The sequence below is a fragment of the Gilliamella sp. Occ4-3 genome (assembly GCF_001690675.1).
Classification (GTDB): domain Bacteria; phylum Pseudomonadota; class Gammaproteobacteria; order Enterobacterales; family Orbaceae; genus Gilliamella; species Gilliamella bombi.
In genome coordinates this window covers 95,482-111,711 of the sequence record NZ_LZHR01000022.1, presented here as the reverse complement: position 1 = coordinate 111,711, position 16,230 = coordinate 95,482, and the positions used below count along the sequence as shown (strand labels likewise).

Genomic DNA, 16,230 nt, shown 5'->3' with positions numbered 1-16,230 from the left:
AGTGATTTTTATTTTTTGTTCTTTTTGTGGAAAAAAGCTCTCTTTAAAACATCAAAAAAGCCCAGTGAGCGTACCATTTTTTGCCCGTCAACATAAACTCGAATGGCTTTTAATACCTTCTTGGGCTCTTTAGATGCAAAGGTGAATGTGCCATTTTTTTTTGTTTGTATAGAATAACGTGGGATCCATCTACCGCCTAATAATACAGAAGCAATCACATAATCAATTTCATTCCATGGTATTTGGATATATTTGCGTGGATCGTGTTGATGATAAAACTCGAAGGCTTTGTCACCAATTATTATATTGCCGTATTCAGATAAGCCTGTAAATGCGGTTGCTTTCATTGTTAAATCAATTTTAGTATTTAATGATTGAACCATCTACCCTATATCCATGCAAAGTTCGAATGATTAATGATACCTTTTCATCACATGGTGTGATGAAAAGGTTAATGTAATAGTAAATAGAAAGTTGGCGCTATTTTAAAATATCATACTTTCTAAATATATATAGGCATAGCTATATGTTTATAAAAGACCGATTACATGGCCAACAATACCGACTATAAATAATCCCAAAATAATTAGGATTGGTGATACTTTTTTACGAAGTAACCAGATGCAAAAGAAAGTCAATAGTAAGGGGACAAGTCCAGGTATTAACTGATCCAAGTTATTTTGTAAGGTGGTTACCTTTTGTTGAGTTAGTGATAATCCGCTTTGCATTTGAATTAATGCTTGTTGAATGCCTTCAGCACCTACTGGTAATGTATTCCAATCAATAAATGCACCATTGTCTAGCTTGACAGTAGATACGACTGGTTGGAATTTAATTGATACCCATCTTTGTACTAAGGCTGCCAGTACAAACATTCCTAAAATAGAAGCTCCTTTGGTGATTTTTTGTAGTAATCCGCCTGATAAATTATCGGTTATTTTAGAGCCTGTACGGTAACCAAATTCTTGGGTATACCACATGAAGCCCCAACGAATAATATTCCATAATAAGAAGAATAAAATTGGTCCCATAATATTACCGCTTAGTGCAAGTGAAGCGCCAAGAGCGCCGAGCATTGGACGTACGGTAAACCAGAATACAGGATCACCCACACCCGCTAATGGTCCCATCATCCCAACTTTTACCCCTTGAATTGCTACGTCATCAACAGCAGCTCCATTAGCCCGTTCCTCTTCAAGTGCAAGAGTTACCCCAAGTACTGGAGAAGCTAAATAAGGGTGAGTATTAAAAAATTCTAGGTGACGCTTAAGAGCAGCAGAGCGATCCTCTTTGGTGGTATATAATTTTTTGATAGCAGGGATCATTGAATAGACCCATCCACCATTTTGCATACGTTCATAGTTCCAAGACCCTTGGAGGAAAGTTGAACGCCAAGCAACCGCTAAACGATCTTTTTTGTTTAATTGGATTCTATCAGTCATTTTCTTCTCCAAGTTTTTAGTAATCATTTAAAATATCATCAAGTGGATCACCTTTGCTACCACCATTGGATGAATTGCCACGTTCAGAAAGATTGAGGTAAATTAGTGCTAATGCTATACCTAAAGCGCCAAGTGCAATCAGTGTTAATTGTGATATCGCAGCAACGACAAAACCAATAATGAAAAATGGCCATACTTCTCGGTTTGCCATCATATTGATTACCATTGCATAACCAACAGCAACAACCATTCCACCACCAATAGCCATTCCTGTTGTTAGCCATTCTGGCATTGCTTCTAGTGTACTTCTAACAATTTCAGCAGGAATAAAGAGTAATGCAGCAGCTGGGATTGCGATACGTAAACCTTGTAAACAGATACCTAAAATTTGTAACCATTCAATTTTTTGAATATTGCCTTCCTCCGCTGCCGCATCCATCATGTGTACTAATGGAACAGCAATAGTTCGTACAATCATGGTTAAGAATAGCCCTGCAACGGCAAGTGGAATAGCTACAGCTATAGCGGTAGATACACCAGCTATACCTTGGCCGCCTAATACTAAAATAATTGATGAAGCAACCGATGCTAAAGCTGCATCAGGTGCTACTGCCGCCCCAATATTGGCCCAACCGAGTGCAATCATTTGCAACGAACCGCCCAATACAACACCCGCTTCTAAATTACCTGTTACAAGTCCAATTAAAGAACAAGCCACTAAAGGTTGGTGGAATTGAAACTGATCTAAAATACCTTCCATACCTGCTAGAAAGGCAATAACAATCACTAAAATGATAGCAATAATAGACAATGTCATAATATAACCCCTTAAATAAACTAATTCTTTTGTTGCGCCAATTCTTCTTTCGCTTTTTTCAATAATTCGTCCATATTACTGCTAGAGTCATTAGGCACTTTGCGAACATCAAATTTCACATTTTTTGCTTTTAATTTTTCAAATGTATCAACATCATCAGCATTCATTGACAGCACTTTATTAACCATAACCTTTCCTACGGAATGGGCCATTGAACCAATATTAAGTTCATTGATATCAACACCGCCCTCTATGGTTCGTAGCACATCTTGTGGATTTTCAAATAGAAGTAGCGCTTTGGTATTACCAAAACGAGGATCGCGTGAAACTTCAATAATTTTTTTAACTGGAACTACATTTGCTTTTACACCAGGAGGCGCTGCTTCTTGGATGAGTTTTTTTCTTAATTCATCTTTTGCAACCGAGTCAGAAACAACAATAATCCGGTTCGGATTGGTTGATTTTGTCCATGCTGTCGCCACTTGCCCATGTAATAGGCGTGAGTCAACACGAGCTAGCACAATTTTCATTTTACCATCTCCAAGTACTGTTCCTTCGGGGATAGTATTTGCGTTTTTAGTAGAAGCAGAAGATTGTATTGGTATTTCGACTGTTGTTCGAACACCTTCTTTGCTTGGTTCAATAATTGCGGCAGCAATTTCTTTCGCCGTTTCCATTGAGAAACGAGATGAATAGGCTTCAATTAACATTGGTAAATTTAAACCAGCAACAATAGCCCAATTACTATGTTCACCACATAAATTGTTAGCTTGATTAAATGGTGTTCCTCCCCATAAATCTACTAAAAACAGGACTTCTTCTTGATTAGCAAATGTCGCAATCGCTTCAAGCATTCGTTCTTTTAAACTTTCAGGACTATCACTTGGGTGCAAGGTAACAGCTTTAACATTTTCTTGCTCTCCAAATATCATCGATCCTGATTGTAGAATACCTTCCGCAAACTCACCATGAGTTGCTAGGATGATTCCAACCATATAACGACCTCCTAATTTTTTATATTAATTGCATAATATATAAAATAAAAATATCTAGTTATTTTACAGGAAAAAATAAGTTAAAAATTATGTGAGCATCACATTTTAATAAAAAACTTAATTTTTTATTGTTTATTAAAGTAAATTTAGTCTATCTTACAGTGTTTGACGAATAAAACCATTTTCTTTTTTTAGCCTCACTCTGGCTTGCTCTGCATTTAAACCTGAAAGAATCATCAAAATAGCAGTTTTACAATGCTTATTACTTTCGGTTAATGCAGTAATGGCTTTTTCTCGAGTGCAATCGGTAGCCTGCATAACAATGGATATTTGCCGTTCAACAAGTTTGGCGTTGGTAGCTTGTACGTCAACCATCAAATTACTATAGACTTTGCCGATTTTTATCATGCTGGCAGTGGTTAACATGTTGAGGACTAATTTTTGTGCTGTGCCCGCTTTCATTCTGGATGAGCCAGTAATTACTTCTGCACCAACGATTGGTGTAATAGCAATATTGGCTAAATTAATCATTGGAGCTAATGGGTTACAGCATAAGCTAATCACTGTTGCTCCAATTGATTTAGCATATTGCATAGCACCTATTACATAAGGTGTGCGCCCACTAGCGGCAATGCCAACTAAAACGTCATTTGAGCTAAAATTAATGTTTTTTAAGTCAGTAATTGCCAATTCTGGGTTATCCTCGGCGTTTTCAACCGCCTTAAAAATGGTTGTTTTGCCTCCAGCAATTAAGCCAATAACTTGTTCTGGTGAAGTGCCATAAGTTGGTGGACATTCACTTGCATCTAAAATACCTAATCGGCCTGAAGTGCCAGCACCTATATAGATTAGTCTACCTTGATTTGAGAATGCTAAACTAATCGCATCAACGGCTTTTGCGATATTGGGTAATTCTTTTTCAATAGCCAATGCGACTTTTTTATCTTCATTATTGATGATTTGTAGCATTTCTAATGTTGAACAGTTATCTATTTTTTCGCTATTAGGATTACGACTTTCTGTTAGCATCGCTGATAGATTAATGTGATTCATTATTTTTTAACCCTAACCATAATAAAAATATAACTAAAGCAAATAAGCTCCCAAAACCAACACCGATAGCAGTAACCGATAAATTTAAAGCAACGGCTAACGTATAAAATCCTAACATTACCATCATTGCAGTATATTCGCTTAAATTTTGCACTGAAATAACACTACCAGCACCAACTAACTCTTTACCTATTTTTTGAATAAAGGCATTTAATGGCACTAAAAAGAACCCACCTAATGCACCAATAACAATAAGTAGTATATAAGATGAAATGATATGGCTTTGTAATGTAAAAGCGATTACAGCTATTCCCATCATTATTCCTGCTGGAATACAACGTAATGTGTTGTTAATATTAATAAATGTACTAGCTAGACCTGCGCCAATAACAATACCGATAGCAACGATTGCATTAAGGTTTGTTGGTGTTGCGTTGTCATGAATATTTAAGATAGCTGGAACCCAACTAATTAATAGAAAACGTAAAGTAATACCAGCTCCCCAAAATAAACTGGTACCCAATAGTGTAAATAAAACACGTTTATTATTGCATATGATTTCTAATGTATTAGTAAAATCGTTTACCATATTGATAAATTGCCATGAAATATTTTGCCGTGCAGCAGGTAATTTAGGAATAAAAAAATTAGCAATAACAGCTAGCCCATACACTAACACGCACACAAGTAAGGAAGCGCTCACATTAAGATCGGCAATATGACCACCAGCTAGCGAACCAAGTAAAATGGCGGCAATGGTTGATGCTTCTATTAACCCATTTGCTTTAACTAAATTATCACCTGTAGTTAGTTCGCCTAAAATTCCATATTTAGCGGGAGAGTAGGCCGCAGCACCTATACCAACTAAAAAGTAACCAACAAAAGGACTTATATTTAAACAAATACAACCTGCACCTAATAATTTGATGCTATTTGAAATCATCATTGCTTTGCCTTTTGACATGCTGTCAGCAAATTGCCCCACAAAAGGTGAAAGTATGATAAACGGTGCGACAAAACTAATTTGTAATACCGATTGGCTCCATGTTGGATAATGTAAATTCTTAATGAAAGCTAAAATAGCAAAAAAGATTGCATTATCAGCAAATGCTGAAAAAAACTGCGCAAGCATGGTTGCAACCATGCCTTTGCTTAATAGAGAATGTTGTTTCATGTGACATCCTTTAGTTTATTCGTCAGCCATTTTTCGTAAAGTAATAAAATCAATTTTACCTGTACCTAGTAGTGGTAACTCTTTTACTATACGAATATCACGAGGAACGGCTAATGCTGGAATGCCCAATTCTTGAGATGCTTGATTAAGTTGCTCTCGATTTAATTTTGTTGAGGTAGTAAATAAGACAATTGCTTCCCCTTTAGCTGCATCGGCTTTGACTGTTGCACCGTGCATTGCATCAGAGTCAACTTTTTTTGCTAAGGATTCAACACTTTCTAATGAAACCATTTCACCGGCGATTTTTGCAAATCGTTTCAAGCGTCCTTTAATTGTCACAAACCCCTCACTATCAATAGCAACGATATCGCCGGTATCATACCAACCTTTTTCGGCTTGTCCATTTTCATCAGCTGCTACTGGTTCTTCAAGTTTGCCGGGATTTTCCACCCGTAAATAGCCTTTCATCACATTAGGTCCTTTGACTTGCAATTGGCCGCCATCGCTAATGCCTGGAATGTGAATTAATCTTGATACCATGCCTGGAAGTAATCGCCCTACAGTACCAGCTTTAAATGCCATAGGAACATTAAGCGCTACAACAGGTGCACATTCGGTAACGCCATAGCCTTCTAAAATACGAATACCATATTTATCTTTCCATTGTTCTCGTACTGCATCTGATAATTTTTCGGCACCTGCAACAACATAGCGTAAACGCATAAAATCATATGGGTGCGCATAACGGGCATAGTTTGCCAAGAAAGTTGGCGTACCAAATAAAACCGTACAATTTTGGTCATAAATAATTTCAGGGACCATACGGTAATGTAATGGATTTGGATATAAAAATGTACGGCTACCTGAAAATAGCGGTAAAAATAATCCTGCTGTAATACCAAAAGCATGGAATAATGGTAGAGCCGACATGAAGCGATCTGCAGGGGTTGGATCTATAACCGTTCGAATTTGTTCAACATTAGCAAGTAGGCTTCCATGACTATGAGCAACACCTTTAGGGTTTCCCTCTGAACCAGAGGTAAACAGTACTAGTGCTTCGTCATCGCTTGATTGTTGGTATTTAATTAAGCGTGGAATATATTGATGCACTGCAACATAAAGCTTATCTTTTAAAGTTAAGTTTTTACGCAAATCTTCAAGAAAACACCACTTAACGTCTTTGATTTCTTCAAGTAGATAATCAAGTTTACCTTTTCTAATAAATTTGCGTGAAGTAATAATCGTTTTGATTTCAGCAGCAGTAATGGCACAGTTTAAGCCTTTTGTTCCCGCAGTATAGTTAAGCATTGCTGGAATTCGATTTTTTACGGACAAACCAAAAATAGTTGCAACAGTAATGGTTGCATTGGGTAATAAAACACCAACTCGCTCTTTATTTTTAGTAATTTTGGCAATAATACAACTAACACCTATAATTTGTTTTAATAAACTGCGATAAGATGCTTCTTGAGTTGTTGGGTCTTGTACCATTCTTGATTTCACGCCATAGCGAACTTGTGCTTCTAATAATGCTTCAAACAGCGTTAACTTTGGACGACTTGCCATGCGTGCGTTCATCATAATTTGATGAAGTTTTTCACCTGCAATATAACGCCTTTCACTAGCTTTAGGCGCATCGGGCATTGGAATAGATGTAGGGTTAAGTACATGAATGGTTATTTTAGGGAATAAACGACGTTTAAATAAACCTTTTAAACGACTAGTTAAAGTAAATTCAGCACCTTCGATCCACACTGGTACAATGGTGGCTTGAGAGCGAGCAGCAACAAAAGCAGCGCCATCATAAATTTTCATTAATGAGCCAGTTATAGTAATTCTTCCTTCAGGGAATATGACTATCGGGCGGCCTTTTTCAACTTCGCGAACTAATCGCTTTATTGCCATTGGACTAAGCGGGTCCATTGGCACAAAATCAACATAACGCTTTGCTAAGCGGACTAACCAATGATTAATATAACCCGAATAAATAGCAAAGACTGGTCTTACGGGTAAAAATACGCCAATTAGAATACCATCAAGGAACGATACATGGTTAGGTGTAATAAGAAGTCTATCTTGTTTTAAATTTTCTAAATCGCCATTAATTCTTACATGGAATAGGATCTTTAAGGAAAATTTTAATATTTTAAATAACATCTGATATTCTCAAATATCGTGCAAAATTACACATTGTAATAATAGTGAAAATATAGTGGATATACAAGAACTGAAGTTTTTGTTATATAAAACAGTTTTTTATGGTTTAATTGACAATAAATCTTGATCTAAAAAATAAATAATAGATACTAAAGTTCAGAAAATATAGAAAATCAATAAGGAATAAAAATGCTTATTTTAACGGCCAATGATATTGAAAGATTTTATACAATGAAAGATGCAATAGCTGCAGATAAACAAGCTTTGAAAATCTATAGCCAAGGAAACAGTGATGTGCCGTTACGAATAAATTTTGATATGCAAAAGGGACAATGCTTGTTTATGCCCGCACATCTTAAAGGTAGCGACATTGTGGGTATAAAAATTGTTTCGGTATTTCCTGACAATCCTAAATTGGGTAAACCATCAGTACCTGCTCAAGTTTTAATGTTAGACCCGCAAACAGGTGAAGTCTGTGCTATGTTAGATGGCACTTTTGTCACTCAGCTTCGTACAGGAGCCGTTCAAGGTGCAGCAACCGATTTGCTGGCGCGTAAAAATGCTAGTCGAGGAGTGTTGATAGGTACTGGTGGGCAAGCTGTATCTCAATTAGAGGCAATGTTAACTGTTCGTTCACTTACTGATGTCGCTATTTTTGATATTGATACACAAAAAGCGGAACAATTTACAGAAGAGATGAAACATCGTTTTGCTCATTTTTCTACTAATTTTTATTTTTCAAAAAATTTGGATGATGACATTAGTCAGGCTGATATTATTACTTCGGTTACAACCTCAAAAGTTGTGACATTTAATGGCGAAAAAGTAAAACCTGGCACGCACGTTAATGGAGTGGGTGCTTATACACCAGAAATGCATGAAATTCCAGAATGTATTGTTGAAAAGGCGAATATTCGTGTAGTTGATACTAAAGAAGGTGTATTTGCTGAAGCAGGCGATATTATTGATCCAATTAAACAACAATTGGTATCAGAAGATGATTTTTTAGAGTTAGGAGATTTAGTGATAGATCCAACCCAATGCCGTCTAAATGAACAGCAAATTACGCTGTTTAAAACTGTTGGTACAGCTGTATTAGACGTGTATATTGGCTACGATATTTATCTTAAAGCAAAAGAAAAAGGAATTGGTACGTTTTTATAATACTCAGATATCAAGTTAGTATAATTTCGTGTCAAAAAGTTTCAGGTAACTAGGTGTTTGAGTATAAAAATTAACTTTTTAGTTCTTCTTTTTTTGAACGCCTAAGTAATGCCACCGCTGCTTGTTTTGGATCTTTATTTTCATAAATAACTTGATAAATTTGTTCAGTGATTGGCATATCTACATGATATTTTTGAGCTAATAACCAGACTTCTTTTGTATTATTGCGACCTTCAACAACTTGGCCAATAGCATCTTGAGCTTCTTGAATGGATTTATTTTGGCCAAGTAACATTCCAAAACGACGATTACGGGATTGATCATCGGTACATGTTAAAACCAAATCACCTAATCCAGCCATTCCCATAAAGGTTGCTGGATCTGCCCCCAATACTGCACCTAAACGCATCATTTCGGCAAGTCCACGTGTAATTAACGCTGTTCTAGCATTGGCGCCAAAACCAAGACCATCAGATAATCCAGCACCAATAGCGATAACATTTTTGATTGCACCACCAAGTTGCACTCCAATAAAATCTTTGCTGCTATAGACTCGGAAGCTTTTGCTACAATGAAACAAAGTTTGCAGTTGATTTAAAAAATGCTCATTAGTTGATGCTACAGTTACTGCTGTTGGTAATCCAGATGCGACTTCTTTAGCAAAAGTTGGGCCAGAAATGACCGCTAATGGAATCTGATTGCCCAAAATCTCCTTTGCAACATCTTGTAATAATCGGCCAGTATTAACTTCAAGTCCTTTTGTAGCCCAGACAATTTTTGTATCTTGGCGTAAAAAAGGTTTGATTTGAGTCAAAATACTTGCAAAAGCATGACTTGGCACCACAATAAGTAAAATTGGTGCTGCTGAAACTGCCGTTTTTAAATCAGTTTCAATTTGTAACAGATCTGGGAAAGGAATATTCGGTAGAAACTGTTTATTTTGTCTATCATGCTGCAAAATGGTCATTTTATCAGGATTGTGCCCCCATAATAAAGTTGAGTGACCATTCCGAGCCAGCAAAATAGCTAAAGAGGTTCCATAAGATCCAGCGCCAATTACTGTTACTGCAGCATCTTTTTTCATAATCATCTAATAAATTTATTATCAGTTAATTGTAATACAATGACTATTGTAGTGTTTCTTTTGATTCAGCTTCAGCTTGTTGTTGCTGAATATAGTTCATAAATAGTGCTTCAAAATTTACTGGTTCTAAATTTACTTGTGGGAATGTACCTTTATTTACTAAACTTGAAATTACTTCACGAGCATAAGGGAACAAAATATTTGGACAATAAGCACCAACACAATGTTGAATTTGGCCTTCGTCAAATCCAACAAGTGAGAAAATACCCGCTTGAGTAACTTCACAGATATACACAACTTCGTTTTGTTGTTTTACTGTTACAGTGACGCGAAGTGCAACTTCATAAACATTTTCACTTAAAACTTGCGAAGATGAATTTAATTCAAGATTCAGTTCTGGTTGCCATTGTTTAGTAAAAATTTCTGGAACATTATTAGTTTCAAATGAAACATCTTTAGTATAAATACGTTGAATAGCAAACTGTGTTTCTGGTTGTTGTGTATTGTTTTGTTCTGTCATGATAAAACCTTATTTTTTATAATATTATTTTCTAACTAATGGTAAATTCTCGCCGTTCCATCCAGCAATACCGTCTTTTAATACAAAGACATTTGAAAAACCTTGTTTAACAAGTATTTCACCTATACCTGTTGATGATAAACCATTCTCATCAATTAAAATAATGATATTTTCTTTAAACTTTTCAATTGTTTTTGCACTTGCATTTTTAATGTCGATAGGCAAAATGTTATGAGAATCTGTTATATGTCCTTTTTTGAAACTATCAGCAGTGCGAATATCAATAATAACTGCTTCTTGTTTATTTACCATATGGATTGCTTGGGCATTATTGATAACTTTAACTTTAGATAGTTTGCCTTTAATGGTTAGTACAATGATTGCAATAAACAGTACAATCCAACCTAGGGACAGTAAAAGATGATTTTTTACAAAAGGTAGAATTTCGAGTGTTATAAAGTCCATACTTGTATAATTACCTAGTTTCTTCAATATAAGGAGTGATTATAGCGATATTATGCACTGAAATACAGCACCAATAAGAAAATCTTGCAATTTTATAAATAATATTTATTTAATTTTAAGGGATAGGTTAATGAGATTGAAACAATTTATTTTTTTGGTATATATTGTATTTGTCATTATTTTTCCTGTTGATGCTGAACATACAAAGTTCTCTTGCTTGGTTAATAATAAATGGATATGACACAAATCAAGATGTATTTAAGGCAATTAATCTTTATTATTATTCTTATCGTTATTTTAATCGTTTGATGAAGATTTAATGACTGAAAATATCTTTCGCACAAATTATTTTGTGTTTCAACAAAAACAGTTAAATTTACTGTTTGTCGATATTATTTCCTGACAGATCTAATACATTAATAGAATTCAATGATTATATTGATCAGATAAAAAATTAGAGATCGAGATATAAAAATAAAACATGCTGATTTTTTCGTCCCTTTTTAATTTTGATGCAAAGTTAACTTGTCGTGATTATACCACGCCAAGTTATTTTCAATATGGACGTTGTGATATTGATGATCATGGGTAAACAAAAACGATTAAAGGCATTTATAAAATAGAAGGGAAATATGTAGCGCTCAAAAGTATTTGACTAAAAAATGGCTATGGCTGAATTTAAATTGATTTGTTGTTATTGAGGAACAGGCTGTAAGCAAATAACGATCATTAACCCAGAAGATGATATGTATTACGACGTAGTATTTATTTCAGAAGAAACTATTAAAAATGATTGGAATAAGATAACGTTCTATTAAATTGTTTCTAGTGATCGAGAGCCAGTGCCTGTATAGTTTTGGGCGCATTACTGGCAGATTGCCTACGACTGGTAATTTATCATTGCTATAAGTGTAAAAGTGTAAATATTGTAGATTTAGATAATAAACGGCATTCAAAGTATTATGGATGATTTTGGTGCATTAAGTTGGTGCCTTTCTAACCATTATGGTGCAGAATTAAGATCTATGTTACTATTTATTGTACATACATTCATGAATGTACCGTTAAAAAAATTGGCATTAAATTTGCATACGTTATAGCAATTTGGTAAGAATACCTTAAAAACTGAACAATTATTATTTGTCCTCAATGGAGAAGATACATGTCTATACTAAAAGTTTTAACACAAATTAAAGAAAATGATGTTAAGTTTGTTGATTTACGTTTTACCGATACAAAAGGTAAGGAGCAACACGTTACAATTCCTGTTAGTCAAATTGATGATAGCTTTTTTGAAGATGGTAAGATGTTTGACGGTTCATCAATTGCAGGTTGGAAAGGTATTAATGAATCAGATATGGTGCTAATGCCAGATACATCAAGTGCTGTTATAGATCCTTTTTTTGAAGATGTGACATTAAATCTCCGTTGTGATGTTTTAGAGCCTGCAACATTACAAGGATATGATCGTGACCCACGTTCAATTGCTAAACGTGCCGAAGAATTTTTAAAATCATCAGGTATTGCTGATACTGTTATTTTCGGTCCTGAACCAGAATTTTTCTTATTTGATGATGTGCGTTTTGGCTCGCCAATGTCAGGTAGCTTTGTACATATCGATGATATTGAAGCAGCTTGGAACTCAGGTACTAAATATGAAGAAGGCAATAAAGGCCATCGTCCAGGTGTAAAAGGTGGTTATTTCCCACTTCCTCCTGTTGATTCATCACAAGATATCCGTTCTGAAATGTGCTCAATTATGGAGCAACTTGGCTTAGTGATTGAGGCGCATCATCATGAAGTTGCAACAGCAGGTCAAAATGAAATTGCCTGTCGTTTTAATACGTTAACTAAAAAAGCTGATGAAGTACAAATTTATAAATATGTTGTACAAAATGTGGCACATGCATATGGTAAAACTGCGACCTTTATGCCTAAACCAATATTTGGTGATAATGGTTCAGGTATGCACTGTCACCAATCATTGGCAAAAGATGGTGTAAATTTATTTGCTGGTGATAAATATGCGGGTCTTTCTGAAATGGCATTATTCTATATTGGCGGTATTATTAAACATGCGAAAGCAATTAATGCTTTTACGAACCCTGCAACTAACTCTTATAAACGTCTAGTTCCGGGATATGAAGCACCAGTTATGCTTGCTTACTCGGCTCGTAACCGTTCTGCATCAATCCGTATTCCAGTCGTGACTAGCCCTAAAGCTCGCCGTATTGAAGTTCGTTTCCCAGATCCAGCAGGTAATCCATACTTATCTTTTGCCGCACAGTTAATGGCTGGTTTGGATGGTATTATCAATAAAATTCACCCTGGTGATGCAATGGATAAAAACTTATATGACTTACCACCAGAAGAGTCTAAATTAATTCCTCAGGTTGCGGGTTCACTTGAAGAAGCACTTAATGCATTAGATGCAGATCGTGAATTCTTAACACGTGGTAACGTATTTACTAACGATACTATTGATGCATACATTGATTTAAAACGTCAAGACGTTGATCGTGTACGTATGACACCACACCCAGTTGAGTTTGAAATGTACTATAGTCTATAAGCTATATAGTAATTTAACCTATCAAACCACCGTTAATTTGCGGTGGTTTCTAATCAGGACGGAAAACCAACGATGACATTTGATAATGAATCTGATGCTAATCTTGTTCTCGATTCTATGATTACAAGTATTTTATTACTTGATACTAAGCTTAATATTCTGTATGCCAATATTGCTGCACAGCAATTATTAGCACAAAGTTCAAAAAAGTTATTAGAAAGTTATCTTCCTGATTTGCTAGGATACTTTTCTTTGGATATTGATTTAATGCTCAGTACATTAGAGCAAAATCAGGGTTTTACAGATAATGAAGTCAATTTAGTTATTAATAATGAATTACATATTTTAACGTTGACAGCTCAACTATTAGGTAATGGACGGATTTTAATTGAAATGACGCCATTAAATAGCCATAAACGCCTTAGCCAAGAACAATTGCAACAAGCGCAACAGAGTGCAGCTCGTGAATTAGTTCGTGGACTAGCTCATGAAATTAAAAATCCTCTAGGAGGGCTTCGAGGCGCCGCTCAATTATTATCACGAGAGTTACCTAAAAATGAATTGCAAGATTACACAAAAATTATTATTGAACAAGCGGATAGGTTAAGAAATCTGGTAGATAGGTTATTAGGTCCACAGCAGCGATTACAACAAAAAGAACAAAGTATTCATCAAGCAATAGAACGTATCTATGCTTTGCTGTGTTTGGAAAAACCAATCAATATTAAAATTCTGCGTGATTATGATCCAAGTTTACCTGATTTTATTCATGACTCCGAACAAATAGAGCAGGTAATTTTAAATATTGTTCGCAATGCTTTACAGGCTATCGGATCCAATACTGGCACAATTATTATCAGGACAAGAACTGCTTTTCAGATCACTTTACATGGCCAGCGTTATCGTTTGTGTGCTCGTATTGATATTGAAGATACTGGTCCAGGTGTGCCTGTTCATATACAAGATACTTTGTTTTATCCTATGGTGAGCGGGCATGAAGGAGGTACAGGTATTGGACTTTCGATTGCAAATAATATTGTTGATCAACATCACGGTAAAATTGAATTTAATAGTTGGCCTGGGCATACTCAATTTTCTGTCTATTTGCCAATTAGGCAGTGAGGTAAATGAAAATGAATGTTTGGATTGTTGATGATGATAGCTCTATTCGATGGGTATTAGAAAAAGCATTAACTAATGCTCATTTTAACTGTGTTAGTTTTGAGAGTGGTCAACAAGTTATTGATGCATTAGATACATATGTACAAAAACCAGCTGTACTAATTTCTGATATTAAAATGCCAGGACTTGATGGTTTAACATTGCTTCATCATATTAAGGAGCAAATGCCGAATTTGCCAGTTATTATTATGACTGCTCATTCCGATCTAGATGCAGCAGTAAATGCCTATCAAAAAGGTGCTTATGATTATATTCCTAAACCTTTTGATGTGGATGAAGTTATTCAATTGGTTGAACGTGCGATTTCACAAACTCAAAGTAATAAAACCAATAATAATACAACAAGTAAAGCATCGACCGGCATTATTGGTGAAGCACCTTCAATGCAGGAAGTTTTTCGTATTATTGGTAGGCTTTCCAAATCATCAATTAGTGTATTGATTAATGGTGAATCAGGAACGGGGAAAGAATTAGTTGCAAAAGCATTACATATCCATAGCCCTCGCTCACAATCCCCTTTTATTGCACTAAATATGGCAGCCATCCCTAAAGATCTTATTGAGTCAGAACTTTTTGGACATGAAAAAGGGGCGTTTACTGGAGCGGCTCAAATTAGGCACGGGAGGTTTGAACAAGCGAATGGTGGTACATTATTCCTCGATGAAATTGGTGATATGCCACTTGATGTTCAAACCAGATTATTAAGGGTGCTTGCTGATGGGCAATTTTATCGTATCGGCGGTTATTCACCCGTCAAAGTAGATGTCCGTATTATTGCAGCTACTCATCAAGACTTACAAACTAGGGTTCGTGAGGGGAAATTTAGAGAAGATCTTTTTCATCGTCTAAATGTAATTCGTATCTTATTACCACCGCTACGCGATCGAATTGAAGATATACCAAAACTATCAGAACATTTTTTACATACAACCGCCAAAGAATTGGGGGTAGAAAGTAAAGTGTTCAGTTCAGAAGCTTTAAATGTTTTATATCGCTTTAATTGGCCAGGTAATGTTCGTCAACTTGAAAATATTTGTCGCTGGGTTACGGTGATGTCTTCAAATAAAGAAGTTATAGTTCAGGACTTACCGCCAGAATTGTTGCAATTATCGACAGCTAAAACAGTGGTTACAAATGAAAAAACTACATTGCCTACAAGCCACTTTTCTCAACAAGAAGTTGATTGGAAAGTATTGCTGGAACAATGGGCAAAACAAGCTCTAATAGATGGTAAAACAGGAATTTTGACTGAAGCAATAAATGATGTTGAACGAATCTTACTAAGAAGTGCACTTAATTTTACTCGAGGTCACAAACAAGATGCTTCTCATCTGTTAGGCTGGGGGCGAAATACATTAACTAGAAAACTTAAAGATTTATCGCTTGATCCCACTAAACACCCCTAATCACCAATATTAATTATGCTATCGAACAAATCGATAGCTTTTTAATCCATTCATTTAAGTGCTATTTAATCTACCTTTTATCACATATTAAATTTTTAAATATTTAAAGTGCATTGAATAGAGCAAATTTTTTGGTTACAATCTTAATGTAAATGATAATTATTATAATTATCGTTTTTTTGTTTTTTATTGGTTGATA

Annotated in this window: 14 protein-coding genes and 2 pseudogenes; 5 read left to right on the top strand and 11 right to left on the bottom strand. The window is 35.4% G+C overall.

The genetic code is table 11. The annotated features are described in order from the left end of the window. Positions 1-8: 8 nt before the first annotated feature. The 8 genes and pseudogenes from A9G44_RS02620 to aas all read right to left on the bottom strand — a co-directional run bounded on the left by A9G44_RS02620 (position 9) and on the right by aas (position 7,638). The gene (locus A9G44_RS02620; RefSeq protein WP_065609115.1) at positions 9-383 is read right to left on the bottom strand and encodes a DUF956 family protein; all 375 of its coding nucleotides are present in this window, start codon (positions 381-383) and stop codon (positions 9-11) included. Between the two features lie 147 nt (positions 384-530). Continuing rightward, on the bottom strand, positions 531-1,442 hold the full coding sequence (locus A9G44_RS02615; protein WP_065609114.1) for a PTS system mannose/fructose/sorbose family transporter subunit IID: 912 nt from the start codon (positions 1,440-1,442) through the stop codon (positions 531-533). Positions 1,443-1,458: 16 nt separating this feature from the next. After that, the gene (locus A9G44_RS02610; protein WP_034913760.1) at positions 1,459-2,253 is read right to left on the bottom strand and encodes a PTS mannose/fructose/sorbose transporter subunit IIC; all 795 of its coding nucleotides are present in this window, start codon (positions 2,251-2,253) and stop codon (positions 1,459-1,461) included. A gap of 26 nt (positions 2,254-2,279) precedes the next feature. After that, positions 2,280-2,816 (bottom strand): annotated as a pseudogene (locus A9G44_RS13950) (PTS system mannose/fructose/N-acetylgalactosamine-transporter subunit IIB); the annotation flags it as partial. A 56-nt stretch (positions 2,817-2,872) separates the two neighbouring features. Further along, positions 2,873-3,254: pseudogene (locus A9G44_RS13945) on the bottom strand (PTS sugar transporter subunit IIA); the annotation flags it as partial. Positions 3,255-3,410: 156 nt separating this feature from the next. Next, a complete protein-coding gene (murQ, locus tag A9G44_RS02600; protein ID WP_065609112.1) occupies positions 3,411-4,307 on the bottom strand; it encodes an N-acetylmuramic acid 6-phosphate etherase in 897 nt (298 codons plus the stop codon). Next, on the bottom strand, positions 4,294-5,481 hold the full coding sequence (gene lplT / locus A9G44_RS02595; RefSeq protein ID WP_034913708.1) for a lysophospholipid transporter LplT: 1,188 nt from the start codon (positions 5,479-5,481) through the stop codon (positions 4,294-4,296). Before lplT ends, murQ begins: the two co-directional genes overlap by 14 nt. 15 nt (positions 5,482-5,496) lie before the next feature. Continuing rightward, entirely contained in the window at positions 5,497-7,638 is a 2,142-nt protein-coding gene (gene aas / locus A9G44_RS02590; protein WP_034913703.1) for a bifunctional acyl-ACP--phospholipid O-acyltransferase/long-chain-fatty-acid--ACP ligase, read from the bottom strand. Positions 7,639-7,827: 189 nt separating this feature from the next. Here aas and A9G44_RS02585 point away from each other — a divergent pair, with 189 nt between their 5' ends. Then, complete coding sequence (locus A9G44_RS02585) at positions 7,828-8,802, top strand: ornithine cyclodeaminase (protein WP_034913700.1); 975 nt, start codon at positions 7,828-7,830, stop codon at positions 8,800-8,802. 70 nt (positions 8,803-8,872) lie between these two features. Here the strand turns inward: A9G44_RS02585 and gpsA are convergent, their stop codons facing one another. The 3 genes from gpsA to A9G44_RS02570 are packed head-to-tail and all read right to left on the bottom strand — an operon-like array spanning position 8,873 to position 10,871. Beyond that, positions 8,873-9,889 carry an NAD(P)H-dependent glycerol-3-phosphate dehydrogenase gene (gene gpsA / locus A9G44_RS02580; protein ID WP_141671785.1) on the bottom strand — a complete coding sequence of 339 codons (1,017 nt, stop codon included), beginning with the start codon at positions 9,887-9,889 and terminating at the stop codon, positions 8,873-8,875. 40 nt (positions 9,890-9,929) lie between these two features. Beyond that, on the bottom strand, positions 9,930-10,406 hold the full coding sequence (secB, locus tag A9G44_RS02575) for a protein-export chaperone SecB (RefSeq protein WP_065561473.1): 477 nt from the start codon (positions 10,404-10,406) through the stop codon (positions 9,930-9,932). Between the two features lie 24 nt (positions 10,407-10,430). Next, the gene (locus A9G44_RS02570; RefSeq protein ID WP_065609111.1) at positions 10,431-10,871 is read right to left on the bottom strand and encodes a rhodanese-like domain-containing protein; all 441 of its coding nucleotides are present in this window, start codon (positions 10,869-10,871) and stop codon (positions 10,431-10,433) included. A gap of 962 nt (positions 10,872-11,833) precedes the next feature. Here A9G44_RS02570 and A9G44_RS13445 point away from each other — a divergent pair. The 4 genes from A9G44_RS13445 (at position 11,834) to glnG (ending at position 16,031) form a co-directional block, all read left to right on the top strand. Next, entirely contained in the window at positions 11,834-11,971 is a 138-nt protein-coding gene (locus tag A9G44_RS13445; RefSeq protein WP_179854793.1) for a hypothetical protein, read from the top strand. A 62-nt stretch (positions 11,972-12,033) separates the two neighbouring features. Next, a complete protein-coding gene (gene glnA, locus A9G44_RS02565) occupies positions 12,034-13,443 on the top strand; it encodes a glutamate--ammonia ligase (RefSeq protein ID WP_065609110.1) in 1,410 nt (469 codons plus the stop codon). Positions 13,444-13,515: 72 nt separating this feature from the next. Beyond that, entirely contained in the window at positions 13,516-14,565 is a 1,050-nt protein-coding gene (gene glnL, locus A9G44_RS02560) for a nitrogen regulation protein NR(II) (protein WP_065609109.1), read from the top strand. Positions 14,566-14,570: 5 nt separating this feature from the next. After that, a complete protein-coding gene (glnG, locus tag A9G44_RS02555) occupies positions 14,571-16,031 on the top strand; it encodes a nitrogen regulation protein NR(I) (RefSeq protein WP_065609108.1) in 1,461 nt (486 codons plus the stop codon). Positions 16,032-16,230: the final 199 nt, after the last annotated feature.